Source organism: Tessaracoccus luoxuelianae (assembly GCF_055326245.1).
Genome location: NZ_JBUZNO010000004.1, coordinates 358,414 through 385,336, shown reverse-complemented (window position 1 = coordinate 385,336; position 26,923 = coordinate 358,414). Strand labels below are relative to the sequence as shown.

General features: G+C 66.0%; 22 protein-coding genes. 11 read left to right on the top strand and 11 right to left on the bottom strand.

Features of this window, described 5'->3' with window-relative positions; translation table 11 throughout:
* Both istA and ACZK39_RS08620 read left to right on the top strand, forming a co-directional pair.
* A partial coding sequence (gene istA, locus ACZK39_RS08625; RefSeq protein WP_463613074.1) for an IS21 family transposase occupies nucleotides 1-1,237 on the top strand: 1,237 nt, incomplete at its 5' end.
* A complete protein-coding gene (locus tag ACZK39_RS08620) occupies nucleotides 1,234-1,977 on the top strand; it encodes an ATP-binding protein (protein WP_463612417.1) in 744 nt (247 codons plus the stop codon). The genes istA and ACZK39_RS08620, both read left to right, overlap by 4 nt.
* On the opposite strand, the gene ACZK39_RS08615 is transcribed toward ACZK39_RS08620, so the two are convergent.
* The 6 genes from ACZK39_RS08615 to ACZK39_RS08590 all read right to left on the bottom strand — a co-directional run bounded on the left by ACZK39_RS08615 (nucleotide 1,961) and on the right by ACZK39_RS08590 (nucleotide 9,947).
* Entirely contained in the window at nucleotides 1,961-2,719 is a 759-nt protein-coding gene (locus ACZK39_RS08615) for a histidine phosphatase family protein (RefSeq protein ID WP_463613073.1), read from the bottom strand. The two genes, ACZK39_RS08620 and ACZK39_RS08615, sit on opposite strands and share 17 nt — an antisense overlap.
* A gap of 1,702 nt (nucleotides 2,720-4,421) precedes the next feature.
* Complete coding sequence (locus tag ACZK39_RS08610; protein WP_463613072.1) at nucleotides 4,422-6,251, bottom strand: sigma-70 family RNA polymerase sigma factor; 1,830 nt, start codon at nucleotides 6,249-6,251, stop codon at nucleotides 4,422-4,424.
* Nucleotides 6,252-6,257: 6 nt separating this feature from the next.
* Nucleotides 6,258-6,599, bottom strand: a complete 342-nt coding sequence (locus ACZK39_RS08605; protein WP_463613071.1) for a hypothetical protein — start codon at nucleotides 6,597-6,599, stop codon at nucleotides 6,258-6,260.
* Nucleotides 6,600-6,710: 111 nt separating this feature from the next.
* Nucleotides 6,711-7,268 carry a hypothetical protein gene (locus ACZK39_RS08600; RefSeq protein WP_463613070.1) on the bottom strand — a complete coding sequence of 186 codons (558 nt, stop codon included), beginning with the start codon at nucleotides 7,266-7,268 and terminating at the stop codon, nucleotides 6,711-6,713.
* Nucleotides 7,269-7,472: 204 nt separating this feature from the next.
* Complete coding sequence (locus ACZK39_RS08595; RefSeq protein ID WP_463613082.1) at nucleotides 7,473-8,888, bottom strand: IS1634 family transposase; 1,416 nt, start codon at nucleotides 8,886-8,888, stop codon at nucleotides 7,473-7,475.
* Nucleotides 8,889-8,894: 6 nt separating this feature from the next.
* Nucleotides 8,895-9,947: a LacI family DNA-binding transcriptional regulator gene (locus ACZK39_RS08590; protein WP_463613069.1), complete on the bottom strand. Its 1,053-nt coding sequence runs from the start codon at nucleotides 9,945-9,947 to the stop codon at nucleotides 8,895-8,897.
* 232 nt (nucleotides 9,948-10,179) lie between these two features.
* On the opposite strand from ACZK39_RS08590, the gene ACZK39_RS08585 reads away from it, so the two are divergent.
* From ACZK39_RS08585 to ACZK39_RS08565, 5 genes are read left to right on the top strand one after another with little or no spacing between them, the layout of a single operon-like run.
* A complete protein-coding gene (locus ACZK39_RS08585; protein WP_463613068.1) occupies nucleotides 10,180-11,481 on the top strand; it encodes an ABC transporter substrate-binding protein in 1,302 nt (433 codons plus the stop codon).
* Nucleotides 11,482-11,535: 54 nt separating this feature from the next.
* Nucleotides 11,536-12,462 (top strand): carbohydrate ABC transporter permease, encoded by a 927-nt coding sequence (locus tag ACZK39_RS08580; protein ID WP_463613067.1) that lies wholly within the window; start codon nucleotides 11,536-11,538, stop codon nucleotides 12,460-12,462.
* Nucleotides 12,463-12,465: 3 nt separating this feature from the next.
* The gene (locus tag ACZK39_RS08575; protein WP_463613066.1) at nucleotides 12,466-13,332 is read left to right on the top strand and encodes a carbohydrate ABC transporter permease; all 867 of its coding nucleotides are present in this window, start codon (nucleotides 12,466-12,468) and stop codon (nucleotides 13,330-13,332) included.
* On the top strand, nucleotides 13,329-15,038 hold the full coding sequence (locus ACZK39_RS08570) for an alpha-glucosidase (RefSeq protein ID WP_463613065.1): 1,710 nt from the start codon (nucleotides 13,329-13,331) through the stop codon (nucleotides 15,036-15,038). The genes ACZK39_RS08575 and ACZK39_RS08570 overlap by 4 nt, the downstream gene beginning before the upstream one ends.
* Entirely contained in the window at nucleotides 15,035-16,018 is a 984-nt protein-coding gene (locus tag ACZK39_RS08565; RefSeq protein ID WP_463613064.1) for a Gfo/Idh/MocA family protein, read from the top strand. Before ACZK39_RS08570 ends, ACZK39_RS08565 begins: the two co-directional genes overlap by 4 nt.
* A 51-nt stretch (nucleotides 16,019-16,069) precedes the next feature.
* Here the strand turns inward: ACZK39_RS08565 and ACZK39_RS08560 are convergent, their stop codons facing one another.
* Genes ACZK39_RS08560 through guaB form a run of 3 tightly spaced genes read right to left on the bottom strand, consistent with a single transcriptional unit; the run spans nucleotide 16,070 to nucleotide 19,010 of the window.
* The gene (locus tag ACZK39_RS08560) at nucleotides 16,070-16,396 is read right to left on the bottom strand and encodes a chorismate mutase (RefSeq protein ID WP_463613063.1); all 327 of its coding nucleotides are present in this window, start codon (nucleotides 16,394-16,396) and stop codon (nucleotides 16,070-16,072) included.
* Nucleotides 16,397-16,413: 17 nt separating this feature from the next.
* Nucleotides 16,414-17,514: a GuaB3 family IMP dehydrogenase-related protein gene (locus ACZK39_RS08555; protein ID WP_463613062.1), complete on the bottom strand. Its 1,101-nt coding sequence runs from the start codon at nucleotides 17,512-17,514 to the stop codon at nucleotides 16,414-16,416.
* 26 nt (nucleotides 17,515-17,540) lie between these two features.
* Entirely contained in the window at nucleotides 17,541-19,010 is a 1,470-nt protein-coding gene (guaB, locus tag ACZK39_RS08550) for an IMP dehydrogenase (protein WP_463613081.1), read from the bottom strand.
* 321 nt (nucleotides 19,011-19,331) lie between these two features.
* On the opposite strand from guaB, the gene ACZK39_RS08545 reads away from it, so the two are divergent.
* Nucleotides 19,332-20,849: an IS1634 family transposase gene (locus tag ACZK39_RS08545; RefSeq protein ID WP_463613061.1), complete on the top strand. Its 1,518-nt coding sequence runs from the start codon at nucleotides 19,332-19,334 to the stop codon at nucleotides 20,847-20,849.
* Nucleotides 20,850-21,079: 230 nt separating this feature from the next.
* Here ACZK39_RS08545 and ACZK39_RS08540 read toward each other — a convergent pair whose 3' ends face one another.
* Together ACZK39_RS08540 and ACZK39_RS08535 are read right to left on the bottom strand one after the other, a co-directional pair.
* Nucleotides 21,080-23,068 (bottom strand): ATP-binding protein, encoded by a 1,989-nt coding sequence (locus tag ACZK39_RS08540; protein ID WP_463613060.1) that lies wholly within the window; start codon nucleotides 23,066-23,068, stop codon nucleotides 21,080-21,082.
* Between the two features lie 788 nt (nucleotides 23,069-23,856).
* The gene (locus tag ACZK39_RS08535) at nucleotides 23,857-24,549 is read right to left on the bottom strand and encodes a metalloregulator ArsR/SmtB family transcription factor (protein ID WP_459054664.1); all 693 of its coding nucleotides are present in this window, start codon (nucleotides 24,547-24,549) and stop codon (nucleotides 23,857-23,859) included.
* 80 nt (nucleotides 24,550-24,629) lie between these two features.
* On the opposite strand from ACZK39_RS08535, the gene ACZK39_RS08530 reads away from it, so the two are divergent.
* From ACZK39_RS08530 to ACZK39_RS08520, 3 genes are all read left to right on the top strand, one after another.
* A complete protein-coding gene (locus ACZK39_RS08530) occupies nucleotides 24,630-25,154 on the top strand; it encodes an OsmC family protein (RefSeq protein WP_459054665.1) in 525 nt (174 codons plus the stop codon).
* A gap of 25 nt (nucleotides 25,155-25,179) precedes the next feature.
* Nucleotides 25,180-25,530, top strand: coding sequence for a DsrE/DsrF/TusD sulfur relay family protein (locus tag ACZK39_RS08525; protein WP_459054666.1), 351 nt, complete (start codon nucleotides 25,180-25,182; stop codon nucleotides 25,528-25,530).
* A 142-nt stretch (nucleotides 25,531-25,672) separates the two neighbouring features.
* Nucleotides 25,673-26,863 (top strand): cysteine desulfurase family protein, encoded by a 1,191-nt coding sequence (locus tag ACZK39_RS08520; protein WP_459054667.1) that lies wholly within the window; start codon nucleotides 25,673-25,675, stop codon nucleotides 26,861-26,863.
* The last annotated feature ends 60 nt before the right edge of the window (nucleotides 26,864-26,923 follow it).

The window sequence follows — 26,923 nt, the reverse complement described above, 5'->3', positions numbered from 1 at the left end:
GTGCCGCTCGACGGGCGAGGTGCCGTACCAGTATTCGTTCTTCAACGAACAGTACCGCCGCTGGATTAAGTCGACGGGGGCGTCGATGCGGATCCAGCGCAGCCCCGGGGAGTCGGTCGAGGTCGACTGGGCCGGGGACCCGATGTGGTTCGCTGATCCGCTGAGCGGGACCCCGACCCAGGCGTGGGTGTTCGTGGCGGCGTTGTCGTTCAGCGCCTACACCTATGTGGAGGCATTCACCGACATGACGCTGTCGTCGTGGATCGAGGGCCACGTGCATGCGTTCGAGCAGTTCGGGGGCGTGGGTCGTCTGCTGGTGCCTGACAACCTCCGCACGGGGGTGTCGCGGGCGGACCGGTACGAGCCGGCGTTGAACCCGGCCTACGCCCAGTTGGCGGAGCATTACGGCACCGCGATCATCCCGGCCCGCGTGAAACGTCCCCGCGACAAGGCGGTGGTCGAAGGCAGCGTCCGGTTCGTCGCAGGTCAGGTCGCCGCGATACTGCGTGATCGTCAGTTCGTCGGGTTGGCGGAGCTGAACGAGGCCATCTTCGACGAGGTCGCCGCGATCAACGCCCGCCCGTTCCAGAAGCGGGAGGACTCCCGGCTGGTGGTGTTCGAACGCGACGAGAAGCCGCTCCTGATGCCGCTGCCGCCGATCGGATTCGAGCTGGCCGATCTCCGCAAGGCGAAAGTGGGGCCGAACTATCACGTCCAGGTCGACCGGAACTTCTACTCGGTCCCCGCGAGGCTGATCGGTGAATCGCTGGATGTCCGGGTCACCTCCAGCATCGTGGAGGTGTTCGATGGCGTCGAACGCGTCGCGTCCCATCCGCGGTTCAAGGGGGTCAGGGGCCGCTACTCGACCCTGCCCGCGCACATGCCGGCCTCGCACGCGAGCCGGCTGGTGGACTGGTCACCGGAACGCTTCGAGCAGTGGGCCGCGACCGTCGGACCGAACACGCAGGCCGCGATCCGGGCGATCCTCGGCTCACGCAAGATCGTCGAGCAGTCCTACCGGTCATGCCTGGGGGTGATGTCGCTGGCCAAGAGGTCGGGCGGTATGGCCCGGCTGGAGGACACCTGCGGCAGGGCGTTGGCGGCCACCCCTGCGCCGTCCTACACGCTGATCAAGAAGCTATGGGCTGGATGGACACCGGTCCCGACCCCGCCGCCGCCATCGCTGGGTGATGCAGGGTTCGTCCGCGGCTCTGACTACTACGGGAGCCGGGCATGATCGACATCGAAACCCTCACCCGGCTCAAGACCATGCGGCTCTCGGGGATGGCCGAGTACTTCGAGAACCTCGCCGACACCACCACCGCGGCCCCGTTGAACGGCCCAGAGCTGGTCAAGCAGGCCGTCGACTGGGAATACGAACGGCGCCGTGACAGCAAGCTGCACCGACTCCGCCGGCAGGCCGGCCTCGCGCAACCCGGTGCCGACATCGCCGACCTCAAGGCCATGCCCGGACGCAGCGTCGACGCCGAGTTGATCAGCCGGCTGGCGATCGGCTCCTACCTGGTCAAACACCAAGACGTCATCCTGCAAGGACCCACCGGAGCCGGGAAAACCTACGTCGCCTGCGCCCTGGGGAACAAGGCCTGCCAGCAGTACCGCAGAGTGCTCTACCTGTCCGCCGATGAACTGTTCGACCGGATCACCATCGCTGAGCGCACCGGCGACAAGAAACGATGCCTCGACACGCTGGTCAAGGTCGAGCTGCTGATCATCGACGACTGGTTCCTCACACCGCCGAGCCGGCCCCAGGTCCAGCAACTCCACACCCTGATCGACCGGCGCCACAAGACCACCTCAACGATCTACTGCACCCAGCTGCCGCCCGGTCAATGGCACGACCGGATGGAAGAGAAGATCCTCGCCGACGCCATCGTCGACCGGATCACCACCAACGCGCACGCCACCGTCCTCAACTGCGACGACTCCATGCGCAAACACTTCACCCACCTCGAATAGCCAACAGTCGGGGGCCGACCGTCCCGGCCGGCCCCCGACACCCACAGCCCACCCCACCACGCCCGTCGCACTGGCTCACCACCGCCCGGAACACTGGCTCACCACACAGCGGAACACCGGCTCTACCTGAGCGCAATATCCAACTCACGCTCATAAGCCATCTCTCTAGATTGTCATGAAGGACATGGGGATTCATTCGCAGGCGGATGTGCGCGCCATCCAAAAGGTCATACTTTCCGTCCGCGTGCGTGTCTATGTCCCAGTTGTCTGAGGCGAAGTGCGCGATGATGTTGATCGAGCTGTAGTGTGCAACGATTGCGGGTGTGCCGGAAAGGTGCTCAAGTATCGAGTGCAGTCCGTTGGCAACACGGATCGCTTGCGACCTAATGCTCTCTTCACCAAACTGTGGTTCGAGGAAGCGTTCCCGGAAGGTCATCGCTGCATACTGGGGATAGTGCGCCTTAACAAACTCCTCAGACTTCTCTTCAAAAAAGCCAGAATGATACGCTTGGAATGCCTCAACCGCGTGCACCTTATGGTCCGGCCAAATATACTCAGCCGACTGCATGCATCTGGATAGCGGTGAGGAATAGATTCTCGCACGTGGCAGTCGCTCCAGCGCATTCTTTGTTTCTCGCAACTGCTCTTGGTATCCATCAGCAAGGGGGGCGTCAAAGCGCCTCCCCCAAGTGCCGATTGCTTCGCGCGTGCTGCTGGCGTGTCTCACCAAGAACAGATCCATGTCCCTGTCCCCTCGCATCTCAACGCCTGGCTGGATCATGCCTTGCTAATGCTTATATCGGGATGCACACGCAGCCCCTGGCGCGGGGTCACGTGCAGTTTCACACGTTCGGATGGCGCGTGGTGTCTAGCTACTGACTGCAGGACAAAGAGTGAGAACATAGCTGCTGGCACCAGCGGTGAGGAACCGCTCAAAGCGGCGACCCCAGCACTTGCCGAAGCGCCGACTGCAAGGAATCCCTGGACGACGCCTGGGGCCTTTTCAAGGACACGACTTACATCAGTGGCTCGGGAGATGAATTGCGGGGTCAACCCCATGCTTCCTACGTCTTTGCCGACCTGCTTCCTAATATCCTGCGCGTATCTATGCAGAGATTCGACGAGTTCTGCCTGCAAAGGTTCGCTGGCTGGGTTGCTCCTCCAGTGAGATAGTGACTCGAAGTATCTTTCAGCGGATGCCGAGCGACGGACTGCCAGTAGTGCATCTCCACTCACTGACCGGAGGTGCTTCGGGCGCGGAAGGCGAATCTGTAGATCGATCCCATCAACCCTGGGGGCGACGGAGCCATCCATGGTCGATCCATTTAACAGTTCGGCTTTCCACAGGTCCATCGCCGCAATGTGCGGAGTCCACTGGGGACTGTTGGGCGCGCTTTGCACAGTGTCCGCAAGGCTCCGATTGTAGATTTCTGATGCTAATGTGTAATACGCCCTCAGGTCGCGCTCCGCGGGCTCGCTGACCTCAGATCTCGCACGTGATAGCAGGTTGTCTACACTGATAATTCGACCACAGTCCGACCCCAGTAGACGTTCGCCAGATACTTGGATCATCTTGCTCAACAGGAGCCCCTCGGTCCCTAGAGTCGCCGAAGAGCGCTCGATTGAGCTGACCAGTTCCCCCTCGACCCATTCCCGACTTCTCCCCCAGAAGCCACTAAATTCGTCTGGGTCGACGCTCATTTCGAGCATGGGCGGTTCGTCCTCAGTCAGGAACTTTGTTAGGGACCTGCCAAATAGTGCTGAATTATCTGGCGATGACCAGAGTTGCGGGCTGAAGGGCGTCCGATCAAGTCGTTCAGCGATTTCGTTGCATCTCTACTAAACCCCCGACGGTCTGCGCCCTCCATGAGTCGAAGTATGCCGAGAAGGGTGCCTTCTGCGCGAAAGTAGGGCTTGATGAAGCCGTTCCGCAGTCCAACCTCGACCCAAGAGTCCCTGGATGGATAGTCGGCCAGATGCGCACCCATCCAAGATCCTTGCAGCAGGTAGTGATCCGGAATTGCGAGCGATGGCTGCAAAAGGAGATTATAGAATAGACTCCGATCGAAGGTGGGGCGAGTCACGGCGAATTGATAGAATCCGTGACCTGCGGTGAAAAGTACAGAATCTGACGATGACATTTCGCCTACAATCCTATCGCCAGGTCTGAATAGTGAATGTCTGCGCACCTAGTGGGGAACTCCAGCGGTCTCGGCAGACTGAGAGGTGCGCATGAGTGCTCTTCGGCTGGGGGGAGGGAGGGATTCGATTGCCGGGTGCTTCCCGTGGAGGCAAGCCGCCAACGAGACGATCTCAAGGTTACAGCAGACTCACGGGCATTTGATGAGATGCTGCCGGCGCGCGATGGCTGCTCACATCTGCTCCAATGGCGGCTTCGACTCTGAGTCGACTTTGGCTTGATACCCGGGACCCGGCCCGGGGGCTCACCGGGCGGGTCCTCGGCCCGGCTCCATGCCGGGCGATGACGCGAGCGTCTGCTCGCACAGGTGCTGGGAGCGTTCCAGCACGGGATCGGTCCCCGTGTCGAAGGGCACCCAGGGATGGTCGTCGGCGCGGGGGGCGAGCTCGTCCCTGATGTGTTCACGCGCTTCCTTGATGCGTCGGTGGGCCGTGCTCTCGGAGTACCCGAGGTTGTCGGCGATGTCACGAAGCGCGTGTCCTCGCATCGACGCCATCAGCGGCTCCCGCAATGAAGTAGGCAGCTGCCCGAGAGCCTCGGTGATGGCAGCGACGGCGTGCCGATCTTCGACAACCTCGCCCGGACTTGGAGCGGGGTTAGCGAGATCCCTCTCGCCCAGCGCCACAGTGGTGGGTCGGGGGCCGGTGGTGCGCTTGCGGACCACGCCAGCGTCGTCGACCCCGCGCAGGCGGGCGTGCTTCAGCGTCATCCAGGCATAGCTGGCCCAACCCTCGGGGCTAGTTCGCTGAGGGTCGAAGCGGTAGGCGGCGCCCATGAGTTCGACGAACATCTGACCGCGGGTGTCCGCGGCGTTTGGCGTTCGTCTGGTCTGGGCGTAGACCATCGGGATAACAGAGCTGACCAAGTCGGTCACGGCCTGCCGCCCCTCTACGACCAGCTGTGGCCAACGCGATGGGTCGACCCCGCGAAGGATCTCGGGGGGGTTCGCCGGATCGCCGGTCGCTGCGGCGGCACCGAGGTCGCGGGCGTGGCAGAGGGCCAAGATGGAAGGGCCGTCCAGGACGGTTCCGGGGCTGATCGTCGGTTCCATCGGAGCGACTTGTGCCGAGGCCCCGGGTCCCCGCACGGCTGCGGCCTTGGGCTCCACCAGTGCGGGCGCCATCGGAGCGCCGGGTGGGTCAGAGGGGCGGAGCATCTGGGGATCGGTCAGATACTCGAGTGAGAGTCGGCTGATCCTCGCGGCAGCGGGCCGGGCCGAGGGCTCGCCGACGAGGTTGGCGACCACTACCGCCTGGCCGAGACCCGAGCGCAGCAGCACGTCCAAACGGACGTGGGAAGGCTCGGTGAGATCCGGGCGTCCAGTGAGTTGCCGCACGGCGGTGCCGACTTGGAGCATGACAGCTTGGTCGACACGGGTAGCGCCCAGCCGTCGTCCGTCGATCTGACTCAGCATGGTCTGATGGGCTCGGGCGAGCTCGCGGATGTTGCCGAGGAGGGCATCAGCGTACGGCCTGGGCAGCGCCCCGGCCTTCGCGGCGTCGTCCACCAGAGCGTGGGTGTCGCGCAGGATCGCCAAGTGCCCGAGCGCCACGCTGCGGCGCACGATGGGGGCGCTGTGGACGGGCTGGACGGCTGCGAGGGCGTCCTGCCAGGCCGCCAGACCGACGCCGGCGGCAGATCGGCTGGTGGGGGCGTGGATCGCGCCGTCGAGTGCGGTCTCGCCGGCCAGCAGCCATGCTTTCGCGCGGTCGTCCGGCGTTCGGACGCGCACCCAGTGCGCGAGTTCGTAGGCGACGTGGTTGAGCGTCGCCGCGTCGCGCTGCCGGTCGAAGTCGGAGCGCGACGCGATGTCCTGGCCGACGTCAACGAGGGCCGCGCTCACAGCACCCAGCGACGGCGCCAGGATCGGCTTCACGGCAGCAATTCCCGCTGCACCGGTCGTTGCCGTGCCCAGCAGCGCGAGGGGGTCGGCTGTGGAGATCGGGGCGAGCGCTCGGCGAATCATCACCAACCTGGACACGGTCTGGGTCCAGTCGGCCATCAGATCCAGCGTGAGGGGCGGCTCGGCCTCCCACTCGAGGCGGGCGAGTTCCCGCCGGACGGCCTGCCACATGGGCCGTTACCCTCGCCGTCCGACAGTGCTGTCCAACTCCCTGCGGACGTCGGCCAACAGCACCCGCAGCCGGGCCAAGTCGGGCAGATCTGCGGCGAGGGCCAGGTCCCAGGTATGAACCTCGCGCAAAGCGTTCTCGACGCACTCGAGCGCCGTCAGTCTTGTCAGTCCCGGGACGTCCACGGGCCGGCTCGTCGGGTGAGTGGCCGCCATCAACAGCGAGATCCCCATTGCCTCGTGGATCATCGCGGCCAGGTCGTCCCAGCGGTCAGCACTCAGCATCGTCGCCTGCCCCAGCAGCAGATCGATCTTGGCGATCGACTCGGCGGGCATCGGCATTCCGGTCATGATCGTGATCCCTTCCTTCCAGTTGTCCTCGGATCGTGGGCGGCGCGCCCACGAATCCCTTCGCCCGTACAAGTCACCAGGCGTGTGTGCGAGCGCCACTGTCCACCGGGCTCAGGGCCACGCCGCCGAACAGATGTGCAGGATCGGCGTCCGGCGTGGGTCGCGGTGGGCCGGACGGGCAGCACTACCGGACGCCGCGTTTCCGGCGCGGCTCGCGTGGCCGACGACCGTTCGAGATCCGCGAGCCTGCGTCACGAGGCGCTCATGGCGGGCGCGAGTCCACGGCAGCAGGTACGTCAGTCCGATCACCACGACGATCCCCACGGTGGCCGCCTGCTGCCCGGCGACCACGGTCTGCCAGACCGCGATGCCGGCGACCACCAATCGCATCCGCCAGGCGAACCCGATCAGCGGCAACCAGGTCATGCTGTGGGCGAACCCGCCCACCAGGGCGGCGAGCAACTGCCACGGCCAGGTGAACCACTGGTAGGCGACATCGAACCGGCCTGCCGACACCAGCTGACGTTGCCGCGCTCGTGTGAGCAGCGCGGGTAGGTCACTCCGTCCGATCCAGGTCGCCGGGACGACGAGGTGGCTGCGTCCGGCCTGCCCGATGCGGGCGGTCCGTCGACCGGTGATCAGGACGCGGACCCGCAGGTCGCCGGGCACCGCGAGTGGGGTCGAGGGGCGGCGTGCCCACCAGACCCCGCTATTGACCGGGGCAACACTACGCTCCACGCGACGCCAGCAGGCCTCTTAGCGCTTGCCCGAGCCAACGGCTGTCGCACGCTTCAAACGGGGCCAGCCCTGTGGGGCCAACCTGACCCTGACTTAGGCCATTTAGTACCGACCCTACCGAACCCCCTCGTCGGCTCATTGTCTGTGGTGGATGCGGTCGAGTAGTTCGGTGACGTCGACGGGTAGGGGGTCTTCGGCGGTGACGATCTGGTCGCCGGCTTGGATGTCGATGGTGCGGTAGCGGCGCAGGGTCTTGACGAGCTGCTTGATGCTGACCCCGGTGGTGGCCTCGAGCCAGCGCACCACCGCGAGGGCGGCGAACACGATGGTCAGGTGGGCTTCGATGGAGTCGCGCTTGTGGTGGAAGATCGGACGGGCTCGAAGGTCACTCTTGGACATCCGGAACGACTTCTCGATCTGCCAGAGCTGGTGATAGGCGCCGATCACGTACTCCGGTGTCGGGTGCTCGAGGTTGGTGATGTAGGCCTTCCAGCCGGCCAGGGTGCGGGTCTTGGCCTCCAGTTCGCGGTTGACTGATTTCGAGCCGCCTTCGAGGCGGACGAACCGGTTACGTTTGACTGCTGTCTTCCCGGCGACCGCGTCAGCGGCTTTGCGGACCTGTTCATCGATCCCGCGGAGACTGCGGCGGGCCCTGTCAGCCCGGTACTGGTAGTAGATCGTCTCCGACTGCTGAGCCTCCAACGACCCGCGGGCCCAGGGCTGGGTGAGGATCATCTGATCGACCGGGTCCTGCCCGGGATGCGTCTTCTGCCACTGCTCCAACTGGTAGAACACCTTCGGGATCGGTTGCCCGACGATGTAGCGCAGCCCCGCTGCGGCCAGGGCCTTCAGGTTGCCATCTGACAGCATCCCGGCGTCCGCGACGACGGTGACTTCGGGGATGCGGTGGGCGGCCATGAACTGGTGCAGGACCGGGATCATGGTGCTCGTCTCTGCCTTGTTCCCCTCGAACGCATCGATCATCAGCGGGAACCCGCGGGCATCGGCGAGGAGGCCGATTGTGATCTGCGGCTCCAGGCGGCGTTCCTTCGAGAACCCCGACTCGCGGAACCCGTCACCCTCATCGGTCTCGAAATACAAGGTGGTCACGTCGTAGAGCACCAGCGTCGCCGGCCCCAGCCCCACATGGCCGGCGAACCCGGCCGCGAGCTGGCGGCGCCACGGGTCCTTGGCATAGACCGGTAGCCGACGCTCGATGGTGCGATAGCTGGGTGGCTTGATCCCCACCTCGTCGAGGACCCGGATCGAGTCCAGCTTGCTGGTCGGCTCGATGATGCGGGCCAGCACCAACTGCTTGAACACCGCGTCGGCGCCGCTGGCGCTCTCCAAACCCACCGCCCGATACCCGGCTGACAACGCCTCCCACAGGTGCTCAGCGCGGGAACCGCGGATCGTCAACGCCCGCCCCCTGGGTTGCCCGGCGCCGAAGTCCAACTCGTCTTGCCCCTCGGTCATCCGCTGCTGCGCGACGGCCTTGAGGATCTCCACATCCTCAGGAGTGTGGGCCGAGCCGAGTCTCGACGAACGCAGCAGCGACTACCCGGCGCGCCCCTCAGGATCGCGATCCGCCGGTTCGCCCGCACCCAACGCGGCCACGGCGCGGCGCCCTGGGCGCGGAGGGGTGACCGACCGACGGATCACCAAGTTGCTCGGGAGCGGAACCTGCAACGGAGGGCCCTCGTTCTCAAGCAGCCCGATGCAGAGTTCGGCGGCGATCTCGCCCTGGCGGCGCGGCGACTGCGCGACCGTCGTCAAGTCCATCGACTCGGCCATCGGGTGGTCGTCGACGCCGACCAACGACATGTCCGCCGGCACCTCGAGGCCCGCGCGGCGCAGCGTGCGCATCGCGCCGAACGCCACCTCGTCAGAGAACGTGAAGACCGCCGTCGGCGTCTGCGGCAGCGCAAGCAAGGCGCTCATCCCGACAGAGCCACCTTCGATGCCCCAGCGAACCGCGACCACGAAGTCCTCGTTCACAGGGATCCCCGCCTCCGCGAGCGCAGCGCGAAACCCCTGCTCGCGACTGATATCGGACGAGTAGTGAAAACCTTCGGGATCGACGCACGTGATCATGCCGATCTCGCGATGCCCAAGCGCGAGTAGGTGGTCGACAGCCTGCCGCCCGACATGCTGGTCGATCACGCCCACCGAAGGTCGATCCGGGGTGACGATCCCCACCACGACCGCATGGACGTTCATCGAGTCGAGGCGCTCCCACTCGTAGTCGCTCAGCGGAGACGCGATCACGATGATGGCATCGACCTTCCGGCGAGCAGGAAGGTCCTCGAAGAACCGAGCCCGCGCCGCACTGTCCGCCACCGGATAGAGGACGACGTCGATGCCATGGGCGGCAAGCACGAGCGTCGCACCCGCGATCACACTCGCGTAGAACCACTCGTCGATCGTGGGGGTGACGAACCCCACCCGACCGGTGCGACCGCCACTGAGCTTCGACGCCTCTGGGCTCACGACGTAGCCCAGCTCCTCGGTGATCCGGCGAATCCGATCGCGGGTTCGCTCCGAGACCCCGGGATGGCCCGAGAGCGCGCGCGACACGGTGCTGAGCGCGACCCCGGCGGCCGAGGCCACGTCGGACATGTGCACCGACTTGCGCTCCTCCGCCGACGTGCGCGCGCTCACCGATCCGCCCACTGTGCATCTCCCTGCGCTCGGTGCCTTACTCCACGGCTACTCGACTTACCCCTGAGCCTAGCGGTTTGACATGCCCACGCAAACAACTTACTGTTTAACGCAAGCGTTTGCGTGAATGCGCTGCGTCGCAGGGCACATCGTCTGTGCCATTCCAAGGAAGGAACACCCTGTGAAGACTCCCCGCACCCGGCTCGCCATCCGCGGAGCCGCCATCGCCGTCGCCGCCGCGCTCGGCCTGTCCGGCTGCTCCGCAAGCACCACGCCCAGCGAAGAAGACAACACGTTCACCGTCTGGTGGTTCGACACCCCCGACAGCGCCATGGGCATCGCCTCGGCACACGCCCTCGAGGAGTTCAAGAAGGCGCATCCCGACGTCGAGGTCGTGTTCGAGCAGAAGAGCTTCGAGCAGATGCAACAGACCGGGACGATGGTGCTCAACTCCGACACCGCCCCCGACGTCATGGAGTTCACGAAGGGATCCGCCACAGCGGGCCTCGCCGCGAAGTCCGGGCTGCTCGTCGACCTGACCGACGCCGCGGCGAAGCGAGGATGGAACGACCTCATGCCGCCGAGCGTCTCCGCCGTCGGCCACTACGACGAGCGCGGCGTGCTCGGCCTCGGGCCGCTCTACGGCATCCCGAACTACGGCGAGTTCGTCAGCGTGTACTACAACAAGGACCTCTTCGACCAGAACGGGATCACCGTGCCCACCACCATGGCCGAGTTCGAGGCCGCCATGGACGCGTTCGTCGCCGCCGGAGTCACCCCCCTGTCGGTCGCCGGCGCCGAGTACGGGGCGAACCACCTCTGGTACCAGCTCGCGCTCACGAAGGCGGATCGCACCTGGGTGAACAACTTCCAGCTGTTCGAGGGCAACGTCGACTTCCACGACGAGGCATGGACCTTCGCCGCACAGACGATGCTGGACTGGCAGGAGAAGGGCTACTTCAGCAAGGACGCCACGGGCCTGAAGGCCACCGACATGCTCTCGGAGTTCACCACGGGGCAGAACCCGATGATGGTGTCGGGAACCTGGTTCGACGGCCAACTCTCGGCGGCCACGAACCTGAACTGGAGCAAGTTCTCCTTCCCCGGGGCGGACTACATCTCGGGCAGCGGCGGCAACATCTGGGTCGTGCCCGAGAGGTCGACGCAGAAGGAACTAGCGGAGGAGTTCATCGACTTCACCCTGCAACCCGCCTCACAGCTGGTACTCGCCAACGCCGGTGCCGTCGCGGTCGCGGCGGACCCCGCCCAGGTCACCGATCCGCACGCGCAAGAGTCCGCAACCATGTTCGCGGGGATCGCCGAGTCCGACGGTCTGGCCTACTACGCCGACTGGCCCGCACCCGGCTTCTACGACTTCCAGGTCAAGAGCCTGCAGAGCCTGCTGACCGGCACTCTGTCCGTCGCGCAGTTCAACGACGCGATCGCGAAGTTCTACCAGGACTACGCGGCCCAGATCGGCTGATTCGACAGGGGTGGGCACGCGATGGCGCGCCCACCCCTCGCGAAAGGAGAATCGATGACGACGACGTCGACCGCCCCTGTCGGCCGCCCTGCGCGGCGGCCTTTCAGCCTCGGCTACCTGCCCTACCTGATTCCCGGCCTCCTCGGATATCTGATCATCATCGCGATCCCGTTCTTCACGAACCTCGGCCTCAGCTTCACCAGCTGGGCGGGCATCGGCGATCCGCGCCCCGTCGGGCTCGACAACTACGTGCGGCTGATCGGCGACGAGACCTTCTGGGTGTCGCTGTTCAACAGCTTCGCGATGATCATCGCCATGGCGGTCGTCCCGACGCTGATCACCCTCGTGCTCGCCGCCGCGCTCTACGACTACGTCGGGACCGCGTTCGGCCCGAAGCTCGCCAGCTTCTTCCGCGCCGGCTTCTACATCCCCCAGATCATCCCGATCACCGTCGTCGGCATCCTCTGGGGATGGATGCTGATGCCCACTGGCGGCGTCGTGAACAGCTTCCTGAAGTCGATCGGCCTGGAGGCCCTCACCAACAACTGGCTGGGCTCGCCCACCACAGCCCTGCCGTCGGTGATGGTGGTGCTCATCTGGTTCCAGATCGGCTACTGCCTTGTGATGTTCATGGCCGGCCTCGCACGCACCGACCCGTCACTCACAGAGGCGGCCTCGCTGGACGGCGCGACATGGCGGCAGCGATTCTTCCACGTGATCATCCCGCAGCTCAAGCCGGAGATCTACGTTGTGCTCCTCACGACCACGATCACCGCCCTTAAGGTCTTCGCGCCGATCTACGTCCTGACGAAGGGCGGCCCCGGAACAGCGACGACGGTGCCGTCTTATCTCGCGTGGCAGGCGTTCTTTTCACGCAACGATGTTGGATATGGCGCAACCGTTTCCACTGTGATGACCATCATCATCATCGTGCTCGCGCTGCTCTTCCAGCGCGCACAGTCTCGCGGACAGGAGGACTGAGCCATGTCCACGACACAACTCTCCGGCCCCCTCGCCAGCCACCATCGGCACCCGCGCCCGGTGCGGTGGATAGTCCTCGCGATCTTGGTGCTGCTCCTGCTTGGCACGCTCCTCCCCCTCGGCCTGGCATTCCTCAACGCCTTCAAGACTCCCGCCGACTACGCGGCGAGCGGCCCGGTCGCCTGGCCGACAAGTTTCACGCTCGACGGCGTGACCGCGTTCTGGCGGAGCGTCGACTTCGGGACGAAGCTCTGGAACAGCATTGTGATCAGCACCTGTGTGGCCCTGCTGGGTGTCACGCTCAGCGTCCTGAGCGCCTATGCGATCGGGATTGGCCGGATCAGGGGACGCGGCGTGCTGCTCGCGTTGTTCATCGTCGGGCTGACGCTCCCCCAGGAGGCGCTGGTGTACCCGCTGTACGCCCTCTCGAAGCAGGTTGGACTCTACGACTCGAAGATCGCGATCGTCGTCTTGTTCGCCGTCCTGCAGAGCGCATTCGGGACCTACTTCATCTCCTCGGTGCTGACGGCCTTCCCCAGGGAGATCCTCGAGGCCGCCAAGATGGACGGCGCGGGGCGACTGCGCATCCTCGTCTCCGTCGTGCTTCCCGTGCTGCGACCCACCCTGATGGTGCTCGCCACGTTCTTCTTCATCTGGACGTGGAACGAGTTCTTCCTGCCCCTCGTCCTGCTCGTGTCGGACGCGAACCAGACCGTCACTCTCGCGCTGGGAACGCTCCAGGGCGAGATGACGAGCGATCCGACGACGACGGCGGGGGCCTCTCTCCTCGGCACCCTCCCGACGCTCATCTTCTTCCTCATCTTCCAACGCACCCTGACCAAGGGCATCACTGTGGGAGCAGTCAAATGATCGACAACGAATCCGACCTCGACGACGCCCCCGCCCCCTGGTGGCGCTCGGCGGTGGTCTACCAGATCTACCCTCGCAGCTTCATGGACTCCGACGGCGACGGCATCGGCGACCTCCGCGGCATCATCGGCAAGGTCGACTACATCGCCTCACTGGGCATCGACGTCGTGTGGCTGAACCCCATCTACCGTTCCCCGCAGGACGATAACGGATACGACATCAGCGACTACCGCGACATCGACCCGATGTTCGGCACACTGCAGGATCTCAACGAACTGGTCGAAGCGCTGCACGCGCGCGGAATCCGCCTGATCATGGACCTCGTCGTCAACCACACCTCGAATGAGCACCCGTGGTTCCTCGAATCTCGCGCGAGCCTGGACAACCCCAAGCGCGACTGGTACATCTGGCGCCCGCCCGCAGACGAGCTCCGCCGCGACACCGGAGGGCGCGAGCCCAACAACTGGGGCTCGTTCTTCTCGGAGTCGACATGGGCGTTCGACGAGGCCACGGGCGAGTACTACTTCCATCTGTTCTCCCGCAAGCAGCCCGACCTGAACTGGGAGAACCCCGAGGTCCGCGACGCCGTGTACGAGATGATGAACTGGTGGCTCGACCGCGGCATCGACGGGTTCCGCATGGACGTCATCAACTTCATCTCGAAGGACCAGTCCTTCCCCGACGGCCCCGTCATCGTCCCCCCGTGGGGCGACGGCAGCGCCTCCTACACGGCGGGGCCGCGCAACCACGAGTTCCTGCAGGAGATGCACGAGAGGGTGTTCGCGGGCCGCGAACGCCTGCTCACCGTCGGCGAGATGCTGGGCGCGACCGTCGATCAGGCGGTCCTGTTCACCGATCCCGCGCGCCGCGAACTCGACATGGTGTTCCACTTCGAACACGTCATGCTCGATCAGGGCCACAGCAAGTGGGACGTGCGGCCGCTGCGCCTCAGCGCACTGAAGGACACCATCGACCGATGGCAGACCGGCTTGGCCGAGCGCGGCTGGAACAGCCTCTACTGGAACAACCACGACCAGCCGCGCGCCGTGTCGCGGTTCGGCGACGAGCGGCACCGGGTGGCCTCGGCCAAGCTCCTCGCCGCCGTGCTGCACCTGCAGCGAGGCACCCCGTACCTGTACCAAGGCGAGGAGATCGGGATGCAGAATGCTCGCTTCGCCTCGGTCGACGAGATGCGCGACATCGAGTCGCTCAACCACCATCGGGCCGCAATGGCGCGCGGGGAGGACGAGGCCGAGCTGATGATCGCCCTCAACGCGATGAGCCGAGACAACGCGCGCACGCCGATGCAGTGGAAGCCAGGGCCAACGGCGGGATTCACCAGCGGCGAGCCATGGATGCGCGTGAACGGCGACGTCGCCGACGTGAACGTCGCGCAGGCCCTCGACGACCCGGATTCCATCCTTCACTTCTACCGTGCGCTCATCCGGCTGCGCCACGAGGAGCCGGTGGTCGCGCACGGCGACTTCACCATGGAGTTGCGGGAGCACGACCGACTCATCGCCTTCCGCCGTCGATACCGCGGCACGGAGTTGGCGGTGGTGGGCAACATGAGCGACGCCGTCGCGATGATTCCCGACGAGTCGCTGATCGTCGGCGACCTGATCCTCGGAAACACCGACGCGCCGGGTGACGCGCGGGCTCTCGAGCCGTGGGAAGTGCGCGTCTACCGGGTGGCCGCGAAGTGACGAGCTCCCTCGGCTGGGGCATTCTGGGCACCGGTCTCATCGCGGGGATCTTCACCGAGGACCTTCACGGGGCCAGCCTCCGGGTCGCGGCGGTCGGCTCCCGCACCGTCTCGGCGGCGCGGGCCTTCGCCGTGTCCCACGATGTGCCGCGCGCGCACGGCGACTACGCCACGCTGGTCGCCGACCCTGCCGTCGACATCGTGTACGTCGCGACCCCCAACTCCCTCCACCGGGAGCATGCGCTGCTCGCGATCGCGGCCGGCAAACACGTGCTCGTCGAGAAGCCGTTCGCGCTCAACGCGGCACAGGCCCGAGAGGTCGCCGACGCGGCAGCCACGGCAGGGGTCGCGGTGATGGAGGCTATGTGGACGCGCTTCCTCCCGCACATGGGGCGCATTCGCGAGCTCGTGCGCGGAGGGGCGCTGGGGGACGTGCGCGCGGTGCTCGCAGACCACGGCCAGTCGCTGCCGGGCGACCCAACCCACCGAGTCAATGCCGCCAGCCTCGGCGGCGGCGCGCTGCTCGACCTGGGGATCTATCCCCTGGCGTTCGCGATCGACATGCTCGGCCTCCCCGAGCGGGTGCTCGCGCACGCCGCGCCGACAGGGACGGGCGTCGATGGGCAGACCGCCATGATCACCGTTCACGACGGTGGACGGCAGGGGGTCTCCTATTCCGCGCTGGCCACCCGCAGCGCCGTACGCGCAAGCGTCCTCGGCACCGAGGCACGGATCGAGATCGACCCCTGGTGGTACAACGCGACCTCCTTCAGCCTCATCACCCCCGATGATGCGGTAAGAGAGCGCTTCTCTCTGGAGGTCACGGGACGAGGAATGCAGTACGAGGCGATCGAGTTCGAGCGCATCGTCCATGCGGGGCTGCGGGAGAGCCCGCTGCTGCCTCTCGCCGAGACGGTGCAGATCGCGGCAGCCATGGATCAGATCCGTGCCCAGATCGGCGTGCGATTCCCTGGCGAATGAGGCCTTAGCCCGTGACTGGCCGCGACAGTCCCAGGCCAGGTCAAGGACCCGTCAGCGTTGCTCGCGGGCGATCTGCTCGTGGTGGCGAACGACCTCGCGGACGATGAACGTCACGAACTTCTCCGCCAGCTCGGGGTCCAACTCGGCCTCGACGGCGAGGGCGCGGAGGCGCGCGATCTGCCGCGCCTCGCGGTCGCGATCGGCGGCGGGGAGGCCCGCTCGGGCCTTGAGCTCGCCCACGCGCTGCGTGACCTTGAACCGCTCGGCGAGCAGATGGATCAGCGCCGAGTCCATGTTGTCGATGCTGCCGCGCATGCGGCCCAGCTCGGCGCGGGCCTCCTCCGCGGAGATGGTCGCGTCCGACTTCGTGTCTGGCATGCCGAGCTCCCCTGCGCTCAGTGGAGGATCAGGTCGATCCGCTGGAACGACTTGATGTCCGTGTATCCGGTAAGCGCCATCGCCTTGCGGAGGCCGCCCGCCAGGTTCATCGTGCCGTCCGGCACGCGTGAGGGGCCGAGGACGACCTCCTCGAGGGTGCCGACCTGCTCGAAGAAGGAGCGCTCGCCGCGGGGCAGGCGCTGATGCCACGCCTCGCTGCCCCAATGCCAGCCGCGGCCGGGGGCCTCGGTGGCGCGGGCCAGCGGGGAGCCGACCATGACGGCGTCCGCGCCGCACGCGATGGCCTTGGCCATGTCGCCCGAGCGGCCGACGGCGCCGTCGGCGATGATGTGGACGTAGCGGCCGCCGCTCTCCTCGAGGTAGTCGCGGCGCGCCTCGGCGACGTCGGCGACCGCGGAGGCCATGGGCACCTCGATGCCGAGCACCGACGCCGTCGTGTGCGTGGCGCCGCCGCCGAAGCCGACGAGCACGCCCGCGGCACCGGCGCGCATCAGGTGCTGCGCGGCGCGGTAGGTGGCGACGCCGCCCACGAGCACGGGGGTGTCGAACCGGTAGATGAACTCCTTGAGGTTCAGCGTGTCCTCGCCGCCGACGTGCTCCGCCGACACCGTGGTGCCGCGGATGACGAAGAAGTCCATGCCCGCCTTCTCGATCACGTCGGCGAACTCCTGGGTGCGCGACGGCGACAGCGAACCCGCCACCGGCACGCCGGCGGCGCGCAGCTCCGCGACACGGTCGCGGATCAGCTCGGCCTTGACCGGCTCGGAGTAGATCTCCTGCAGCCGCTTGGTGGCGGTGACCTGGTCGCAGTCCTGCGTCAGGAGCTCGTACTTCGGCTGCGGGTCCTCGTAGCGGGTCCACAGACCCTCGAGGTTCAGCACGCCGAGGCCGCCGAGCCTGCCCATGCGGATCGCGGTCGCCGGCGACATCACCGAGTCCATGGGCGCGGCCACGATCGGCACGTCGAACGTCACGGCGTCGATCCGCCAGCTGAGGTCGACCTCGTCCTCGCCGCGGGTGCGACGCGTCGGCGCGATGGCCACGTCGTCGAAGCTGTAGGCGTGGCTGGCGCGCTTGCTGCGTCCGAGCTCGTACATGCGGATTCTCCTTATCGGCCGGGTGGTCAGCGCGACCAGTAGTTCGGCGCCTCGGCGGTCAGCTGGATGTCGTGCGGGTGCGACTCGCGCAGGCCCGCGGCGGTGATGCGGACGAAGCGTCCGCGCTCCTGCAGCTCGGGGATGGTGGCGGCGCCGGAGTAGAACATGGACCGCCGGAGGCCGCCGACGAGCTGGTAGGCGACGGCCGCGAGCGGGCCGCGGTAGGCGACCTGGCCCTCGATGCCCTCGGGGATCAGCTTGTCGTCGGCGGCGACGTCACCCTGGAAGTAGCGGTCCTTGGAGAACGAGGCGTTGCGGCCGCGCGCGGCCATCGCGCCGAGCGAGCCCATGCCGCGGTAGCTCTTGAACTGCTTGCCGTTGATGAACACCAGCTCGCCCGGGCTCTCGTCGCAGCCCGCGAGCAGCGAGCCGAGCATGACGGTGTTGGCGCCCGCGACGATCGCCTTCGCGATGTCGCCGGAGTACTGGAGCCCGCCGTCGCCGATCACGGGGACGCCCGCTGGGCGCGCGGCGCGGGCGGCGTCGTAGATGGCGGTGACCTGCGGCACGCCCACGCCGGCGACGACGCGGGTGGTGCAGATGGAGCCGGGGCCGACCCCGACCTTGACGCCGTCGGCACCCGCCTCGACGAGCGCCTTCGCGCCGGCGTAGGTGGCGACGTTGCCGCCGATGATGTCGACGTCCCTGGCCGAGGGCTCGGCCTTCAGCCTCTTGATCATCTCGACGACGGCGCGGCTGTGGCCGTGCGCCATGTCGACGATCACGGCGTCGACGCCCTCGGCGATCAGCGCCATCGCACGGTCCCACGAGTCGCCGAAGGAGCCGACGGCCGCGCCCACGCGGAGCCTGCCCTGCGCGTCCTTGGCCGCGTTCGGGTACTTGTCGGCCTTCACGAAGTCCTTGAGCGTGATGAGGCCCTTGAGCCTGCCCTTCCCGTCGACGATGGGCAGCTTCTCGATCTTGTGCGCGGCCATGAGGCCCAGCGCCTGGTCGTTGGAGACGCCGACGGGGGCGGTCACCAGCGGCGCCTTGGTCATGACCTCGCGCACGGGGCGCGCGGCGTCGTCCTCGAAGCGCATGTCGCGGTTGGTGATGATGCCGACCAGCGTGCCCTCCTCGTCGACGACGGGGGCGCCGGAGATGCGGTAAGTGGCGCACAGCTCGTCGACCTGGCCGATGGTGTGCGCGGGCGACACCGTGATGGGCTCGCTGACCATGCCGGCCTCGGAGCGCTTCACCTGGTCGACCATGTGGGCCTGATCGGCGATGGAGAGGTTGCGGTGCAGGATGCCGATGCCGCCCTCGCGCGCCATGGCGATGGCCATGCGATGCTCGGTGACGGTGTCCATCGCGGCCGACGCCAGCGGGATGTTGAGGCTGATCCGACGCGAGAACTGCGTGGCGGGGTGCGCCTCGGAGGGGATGACGTCGGACTGGTTCGGCTGCAGCAGCACGTCGTCGTACGTGAGGCCCATGGCGGCGAACGGGGCGGGCACCCCGGATCCGGTCGATGTGATCCATCCGCTTCGACCCGAGCCGGTTGGACCACACCACCTGAACGGCGGTCGCGCCGCTGGCTGTCTTGACCGTCCGCACGTAGGGAGACACCCCCACAGGCTAGAACCAGCACCGGCTTAGTGCACACCCCAACCAGCAAATCCCGTAGCCAACCCGGCATCAAGGGTCCGACCTGAGTTCCACAACCGCTCCTGATCGCCGGGATTGAGTTGCTTGTCAGGGTGGTTTTGGGGGTCCGTTTTGGGGCACTAATCGGGGGGTCTGGGTAGAGTGCGGGGGTGAGTCCGTTCGTGCGGAAGGTCAAGACCGCCTCGGGGGCGACGGCGGTCCAGATCGTCGAGAAACGCAACGGCCGCCGCCGGATCCTGGAGCATGTCGGTTCGGCTCATGACGAGGCCGAGCTCGCGGTGCTACTCAGCGCCGCCCAGCAGCGGGTCCATGGCGTCCAGCAGGACATGCTGCAGTTCGAACAGCCCGGGCGGGAACCTGCCGGGCCGGTGGTGGAACACACCTCCAGCGAGCTGTTGTGGCGGGTGCTGACTGACGCCTATGCGCGGCTCGGGTTCGACCAGATCGATGACGAGGTGTTCGCCTCGCTGGTGGCGGCGCGGATCATCGAGCCGACCTCGAAGCAGGACACGCTGCGGGTGCTGGGCGAGCTGGGTCTGCCGGTGCCGCACTTGAACACTCTCTACAACTGTCTGCGGCGGTGTGTGGAGCGTGACTATCGCAGCCGGGTCGCGACGGCCTGCTGGGCCCACGCGACCGCCCGGGGGCCGGTGGCTTTGGTGATGTACGACCTGACCACCCTGCATTTCGAGGTGACCAACGAGGACCGGCTCCGGAAGGTCGGGATGAGCAAGGAACGCCGCGTCGACCCGCAGGTCACGGTCGGGTTGCTGGTCACCGCGGGCGGGTTCCCGCTGGAGGTGGCCCTTTTCGAGGGCAACAAGGCAGAGACCAAGACCCTGATCCCGGTGATCGAGCAGTTCAAGACCCGCCACGGCATCGAGGAACTGGTCGTGGTCGCCGACGCCGGGATGCTGTCCGCGGACAACCTCAACGGCCTCGAAGACGCCGGATGCCGGTTCATCGTCGCCTCCCGCCAGTCGCACGTGCCCTACGACCTGGGCGACCACTTCGAACGCCACGGCAACTACACCCCCGACGACTCGACTATCGAGACCACCCGCGACATGGGTACCGGCCGGCAGCGGCGCACTCGGCGGGTGGTGTATCACTACTCCTTCAAGCGCCGCAAGCGAGACGACAAGACCATCAACGCCCAGGTCGTCAAGGCCGAGAAGGTCGCCGACGGGCTACGACCCGTCGCCCGGGACCGGTTCGTGACGGTCACCACCGACGTCGACGGGAAGAAGGCCGAGGTCAACTGGGATGTCATCGAACGGGCCAGGTTCTGCGCCGGGTTCAAGGGCTACGTCACCAACATCGGCGCCGACGTGATGGACGGCGCAGCGGTGGTGGCCGCCTACCGGGACCTGTGGCACGTCGAGGAGTCCTTCCGGATGGCCAAGGGAGACCTCCAGGCCCGCCCGATCTTCCACCGCAAGCGTGAATCGATCGAGGCCCACCTCACCATCGTGTTCGCGGCACTCGCGGTCGCGCGCTACCTCCAAGACCAGACCGGCGTCAGCATCAAACGCCTCGTGCAGACACTTCGACCCCTCCGGAGCGTCACGATCACCATCGCCGGCCAGCCCATCCAGGCCCAACCACGCCTCACCACCGAAGCCGAAGCCATCCTCGCCAAGATCCCTCGCGGAACGGGGCACTAAATCAGGCCTCAGTTGTGGAACTCAGGTCCGACTCCCCGGTCACCATCGATGCGCACTTGGCGGCTGCCAGTTGCCCGGGATCGCCCGGGTCGCCTGACTGACCTGACCGAGCGGTTGTTCCAAGACCTGAGCCAGGCGGTCGAGGCCACCGCGTCTCCGAAGTCCGACGCGCGCCTTCCCGCGATGATCCTTGATCCCCTGCGCGAGCCCTCGACATGTACTACTCGACTCTATTCGTACGTGTCACGCTGGCGCTCGTACTCGGCGTCACAGTTCTGAAGAAGGCCGATTAGGTCCTTAAGCATGATGAGGTCACAAAGTCGCGCGCGCGAATCGGGATCTTGCAGCACATGTGTGGCGCCATGATACTGCCGCTGATGCACATTCTCGGGGGTCAGTAGGGTCGTGATGGCATAGTGCTGAGACCATTCATCCCCCACATCCCAGCAGACGCAGAGATCAATGTCGTTCATGTTCTTATCTTGATTCTGTATGTCCGCAACAAGCCCATCGAGTGAGTACTTATACTCGAGCACTTTCGGCTTCGTCCTCTTCCCATGCATTTCCTCTAGAACGTCATTTGACACGCCAAGGGGATTGCTTTTGTCGGCGTACTCGTAGAGATCACGGTCGCCGCTGAAGTCAATTCGAAAGAGGCCGTCATAGGTGAAACGTTCATTTGTCGACAAAATCTCCAAACCACGGATAACCCCGCCAGATACGAGTTCGTGGAATAGCGCGATGACGTCCTGCTCGCGCGTCGGTTCAGACGTGATGCTGATCTTTCGTCGAGGCGCGAAGAAATGCTCGTTTTCGAGAGCGAGAGGGGACGTGCTCTCGTGAGCGAGCATCTCCTCCTTCCATTGATCGAGAGCCATTTCTCGCGCGAGATCTGGAGTGGCCCCCGAGTCCCGCTTCATTGCATCCCGGACGCGAGTGACCCGGAATTGCACAATGGCACGCGACACGTCCTTAGCGAAGTCCACGAGAGGTTTGGCGAAGCCCTTTCGCCCAAGATCAGGCGTGTAGTTGTCGAAGTGGATCAAGAAATGCACTTGGTTCTGTCGGCCAATGTACCTAGTGAGGGGAACCTGGATGGGATCCCCTTGCGGCATGCGATTTGCAGCCAACTGGATTCCGGCTCGTACGGCCTCTTGGTTGGATCTGATACCAAGCGAAGTGTTGAAGGTCTTCCAAAGCCGAGTGGTATAGCCATACTCCATCATGATCGTTGGGGTGTGGCGCTCGATGACCGCTTCATGTTCCGCCCGCTCATCCTCGCTCAGCAGTGCGGCCACGTCCGTGCCTTGCCAAACGTCCTTCAGGAACACAAGCTGCCTGAACTTGTTCGGCACTGCTTTCAGGGTGCCGTTCTTCTTGAACGCCTTCTCTCTCGCGTCTTCGACATCTCGCAACTTCGCAGTCTTGCTCTGACCCTGCTCGTTGAGCCACAAATACGAGGGGGAATCAAGATCAGACCGCGTCTCCACCCCCGCGCTAACACAGATAATGGTGCATCGAAGGTCCTCAAGGGGCTGAAGCGCACCGAGTCCCGTCTTAACCCTGAGCAACGTCGCCCATGTGTCCGCGGTCTTCGCACCCATCCAACTCAGCTTCCCCGGCGTGGTCGTTTCATCAAAGCGAAGGGTAAGCGAGGTTCCTCGTATGTTCTTTTCGAACTCGGGATCATGGATTTCGCCCGTGTCTGGCTCCACCAGCGGGGGCTCGAGATCCAACTCCCCAATCGTCCAGTTGCGCGCGTTAAGAATTCTGCCTCGGGCCCGATGCCCGGGCGCCATTGTGTACACCCTCAGCGAATTGAAGCCATATGCAAGGTACGTTGCCCCCACTCCCTTATGCCCACGGGAAGTGCGGACTTCCTTAAAGGAGAAATTCGGGGCTAGGAATTTCTGGAACTGCTCACTGGTCATGCCGATACCGTTGTCCGAGACAGTCAATAGATTCTCGTCAAGGTCAATGATGACGCGGATGTCGCCCCGATAATCCGAACTCGTGCCCTGAGCCTTCTCCTCCTCGCGGCGCTTGTCAATGGCATCGAGGGCATTCTGAACAAGTTCGCCGAAGGGGTCATACCAGCCGACGTAGGAGCTCAGGATATTTTCGATCTCGCGCTTTCTTGCGCGGGTTGCCGCTAAGGAGTCATCCGATCCGGCTTTCACTTTGAGCGGGTCGAACGGGGAGAAGACCTCGATTGTCATGTCCTCAGCGTACTAAAGAACTTGGTCGCAGCTCGGGCCCGACGCCCGCACCGTCCCGAGCATGCCGCTGATGTCAGCGCACACCGGCGGAGGCGGACGCAACGGTGTGTATCGGGATTCGGGCCAGGTGAACCATCGGCGCGGTTCTCGACGACCGCACTGTCGACCAGGTCCTGTGGCGAGACGGCGGCCACAGGTTCGTCGGACGCTGCTGGTCCCGGCTGGCGGTTGTGGCCCGGTTGCCGCCGGGCGCGGCCGGGCGCCGACGGTCTCTAGGCTCATGGGTAGGACGGGTACTTCTCGCACAGCTTCATGTGGGTGGGGTGTCGGGCATGGCGTACGGGCTGACCGGCCTGCGTCTGTGATCTGACCCTGTCCGCGGGGCGCAGGAGGTACGGCGTGCCAAGACGCGCGGTATCCTGGGAGGCGCCGAACGCCATACAAACTCGTTTGGCACCGAAGTGATTCCCCACGTACTCCCCACGACAAGGTGACGAATGTGACGAAATTCTGTCATAAGCCCCTGTCAGAGGGCCATCATCATCCCCCGCCCGGGAGGTTCAAGTCCTCTCTCGGACACCATTCGAAACCCCCAGTCAATCCGGCAAAAGCCGCTCTGACTGCGGGTTTTGTGTTGCACGATGATCAGACGAGGCTCGGATGACCGCACAGATCTGGCCGACAGCCGGATGTCGCCAGATCGCTGAGTCCGGGTCAGGGGCGCCCTGCGGGAGTCGTCGGCGGCTCATCGGCAGGTCTGGTGCCGCAGTCGACACTAGAGCTGCCAGTTAGCCCTTCGACGCCGAACCAGTCGGACGCCCCGCGTCCCTCCACTGCGGGTAACCGCCCTCCAGCCGAGCGGCTTCACGGCCCGCTTCGCGGAGGCGGGTGACGGCGGTCGACGCCATCACGCAGTAGGGTCCGCGACAATAGGCCACCACGGTGGCGTCGTCGGGCAGTTCGGACAGGCGGTTGGCCAGGTCTGCCAGCGGGATGTTGAGGGCACCGTCGACGTGGCCGGCCGCGAACTCGCTGGAGGGGCGGACGTCGACGAGCACGACCTCGCCGGAGCGACTCAGCTCGTCGAGTTCGTCGAACGCGATCGGGCGGGTGCCATCGGCATCGGCGAAGAAGGCCTCAGTCAGTGCTGATACCTCGGCGATGTGGTTCTCAGCGAGCGTGACCAGAGTGCGGTAGGCGCTCTCCACGCCGGGGTCTGCCAGCCGGTACACCCGGGCGGTGCCCTCGACGCGGCGGCTGACCAGCCCGGCCCCCGACAGGATCTGCAGGTGCCGAGAGGTGTTGGCCACGCTGGCCGAGATCTGCTCGGCCAGTGACTCGACGTTCCGCTCGCCTTGGGCCAGCACGTCGATGATCTCGACCCGTTTCGCGTGCCCGAAGGCCGCCCCCATACGCGCGAAGTGCCTGAACGCCTCGTCCTTGAACTGTCGATCGTCCAAACCCCACACCTCCTCAATCATTCAGGTGAATAGTAGTGCAAGGAACGCGTGGTGGTGCTAGGCCCATTATTCAACCCGATCCTTGAATAAGGAGTTAGAGCGTGAGACTCAACAACCTGGACCTTGACGTCCTGTCCGGCGTGATGGAACGCGGCCGAACTGATCCGTCGGTGTACCGGCTGCACAAGCGCGTCGAGGGCCGATGGAGCTTCACGCCGGGCGAGCCCGCCTACACCGCATCTGTGCAGCACGGGACGGCGTCGACCGACCTGCACGTCGACATCGCGCCCGGCTTTGGCGGGCAGGGGCTGGCGCCGGATCCGCTGCAGTACCTGCTGGCCGGGTTGGGCGCCTGCTACGCCTCCACCCTGGTGACGATCGCCGCCACCGAAGGAATCGCCCTGGACGCGGTCAGCGTGGTCGCCCAGCAGGACGTGAACGTCGCCGCCGTGTACGACGTCGGAGATGCGCCCCTGATGGAGCAGATCAGCGTGACGATGCAGGTCGCCGCGGACGTCGATGACGCCATCCTGACCCGCTGGCAGGACGCCGCACGCGTCAAGTGCCCCTTCGTCTACACGATCCTCAACCCGATCACCCTGACCACCACCGTCGAACGCGCCTGAGACCACCGACCGAGAGGAAACACTCATGAAGGCCCTGATGATCATCAACGGTTCCGCCTACGGGCTGGACTCCACCTTCAACGCCATCCGCCTGGCGGCCGCCATGGCCAAGCGGGACGGCGTCGACATGACCGTCTTCCTGATGGGCGACGGCGTGACCGCCGCCATGGCCGGGCAGAAAACGGCCGACGGCTACTACAAACTCGACCGGATGCTCGGCGGGATCGTGCGCAGCAGTGGGGAGATCCTGTGCTGCGGCACCTGCATGGACGCCCGCGGCATGACCCCCGAGATGCTCGTCCCCGGCGCCCGCCGTTCCACCATGGAAGAACTCGCCGACCACACCCTGGCCGCAGACAAGGTCCTGGTCTTCTGACCAGGAACCCATTGGACGCCGCGGCCACACGGTCCGCGGCGTCCACCCCAGCCACTCCTGACGGCAGGAACGCCAGGGAGTCGTCTCTTTCCGACGCCCGACAGCGGCGGGCATTCCGAATCGCACGGGAGGAACACCGGACATGACCGATCAGCATCCGATTTCGAACGACCACCCGCTCTACCTGGACTACAACGCAACCACGTCCGTGGACCCGCAAGTGTTCACCGCGATGGCTCCGTACCTGACGAGCGAGGGGGGCAACCCCTCGAGCAACCACGCATACGGGGTACGCGCGCGCGCCGCGATGGAGGACGCCCGCGCCAGGGTGGCCGCCCTGATCGGCGCCGACCCGTCCGAGATCGTGTTCACCGGGAGTGGCTCGGAGGCGGACGCCCTCGCCGTCCGCGGCGCGGTCCTGGCCGCGATGACGTCTGATCCGCGGTTCGCCGACGGGGCACGCCCGCACCTCATCACCCAGGCCACCGAGCACCCAGCCGTCCTCGCCGCCTGCCAGGACCTGGCCGAACTGCACGGGGTGGACGTCACCGTGCTCCCAGTGGACGCCGCCGGCCGGGTGGACCCTCACACCGTCGAGGCCGCCATGACCCCCGCCACCGTGCTGGTCACGGTCATGCACGCCAACAACGAGACCGGGACCATGCAGCCCATCCGCGAGATCGCGGAGATCACTCGCGCCCGCGGGGTTCTGCTGCACACCGACGCCGCCCAGTCCGTCGGGAAGGTTCCGGTGAACGTGGGCGAGTTGGGGGTCGACCTGCTCACCGTGGTCGGGCACAAGATGTATGCGCCCAAGGGGGTGGCCGCGCTGTACGTGCGCGACGGCGTCGCCCTCCGCCCGCTCATCGGCGGAGGCGGGCAGGAGCACGGACTGCGGGCGGGAACGGAGAACGTGGCCTACGCCGTCGGGCTCGGACGGGCGGCGGACCTCGCCGCAGAGGCGCTGGCCGGCGGGGAAACCGCCCGACTGGAAGGCCTGAGGGACCACCTCGAGGCGCGGCTGCGGGAACTCCTCCCCGGACGGGTGTGGCTGAACGGGCCTAGGGCGGAGCGGCTCCCTAACACCCTCAACGTGCGGATCGACGGCCTACGCGCGCTTTCGCTGCTCGCGGCGGTGCCGTCGGTGGCGGCGTCGGCAGGGTCGGCGTGCCACTCGGGGCAGGACCGACCCTCCCCTGTGCTGACCGCGATGGGGATCGGGGAGGCGGAGGCGCTCACGGCCGTCCGACTGAGCGTTGGGCGGTGGACCACCGACACCGACATCGACACAGCGGCCGAGGTCATCGCTCGCGCAGCACGCTCTCCAGCGTGATCGGCACAACCCTTCCAGGGTTGAAGACCAGGACCCGACGCATGCGCGTCGGCAAGGAGG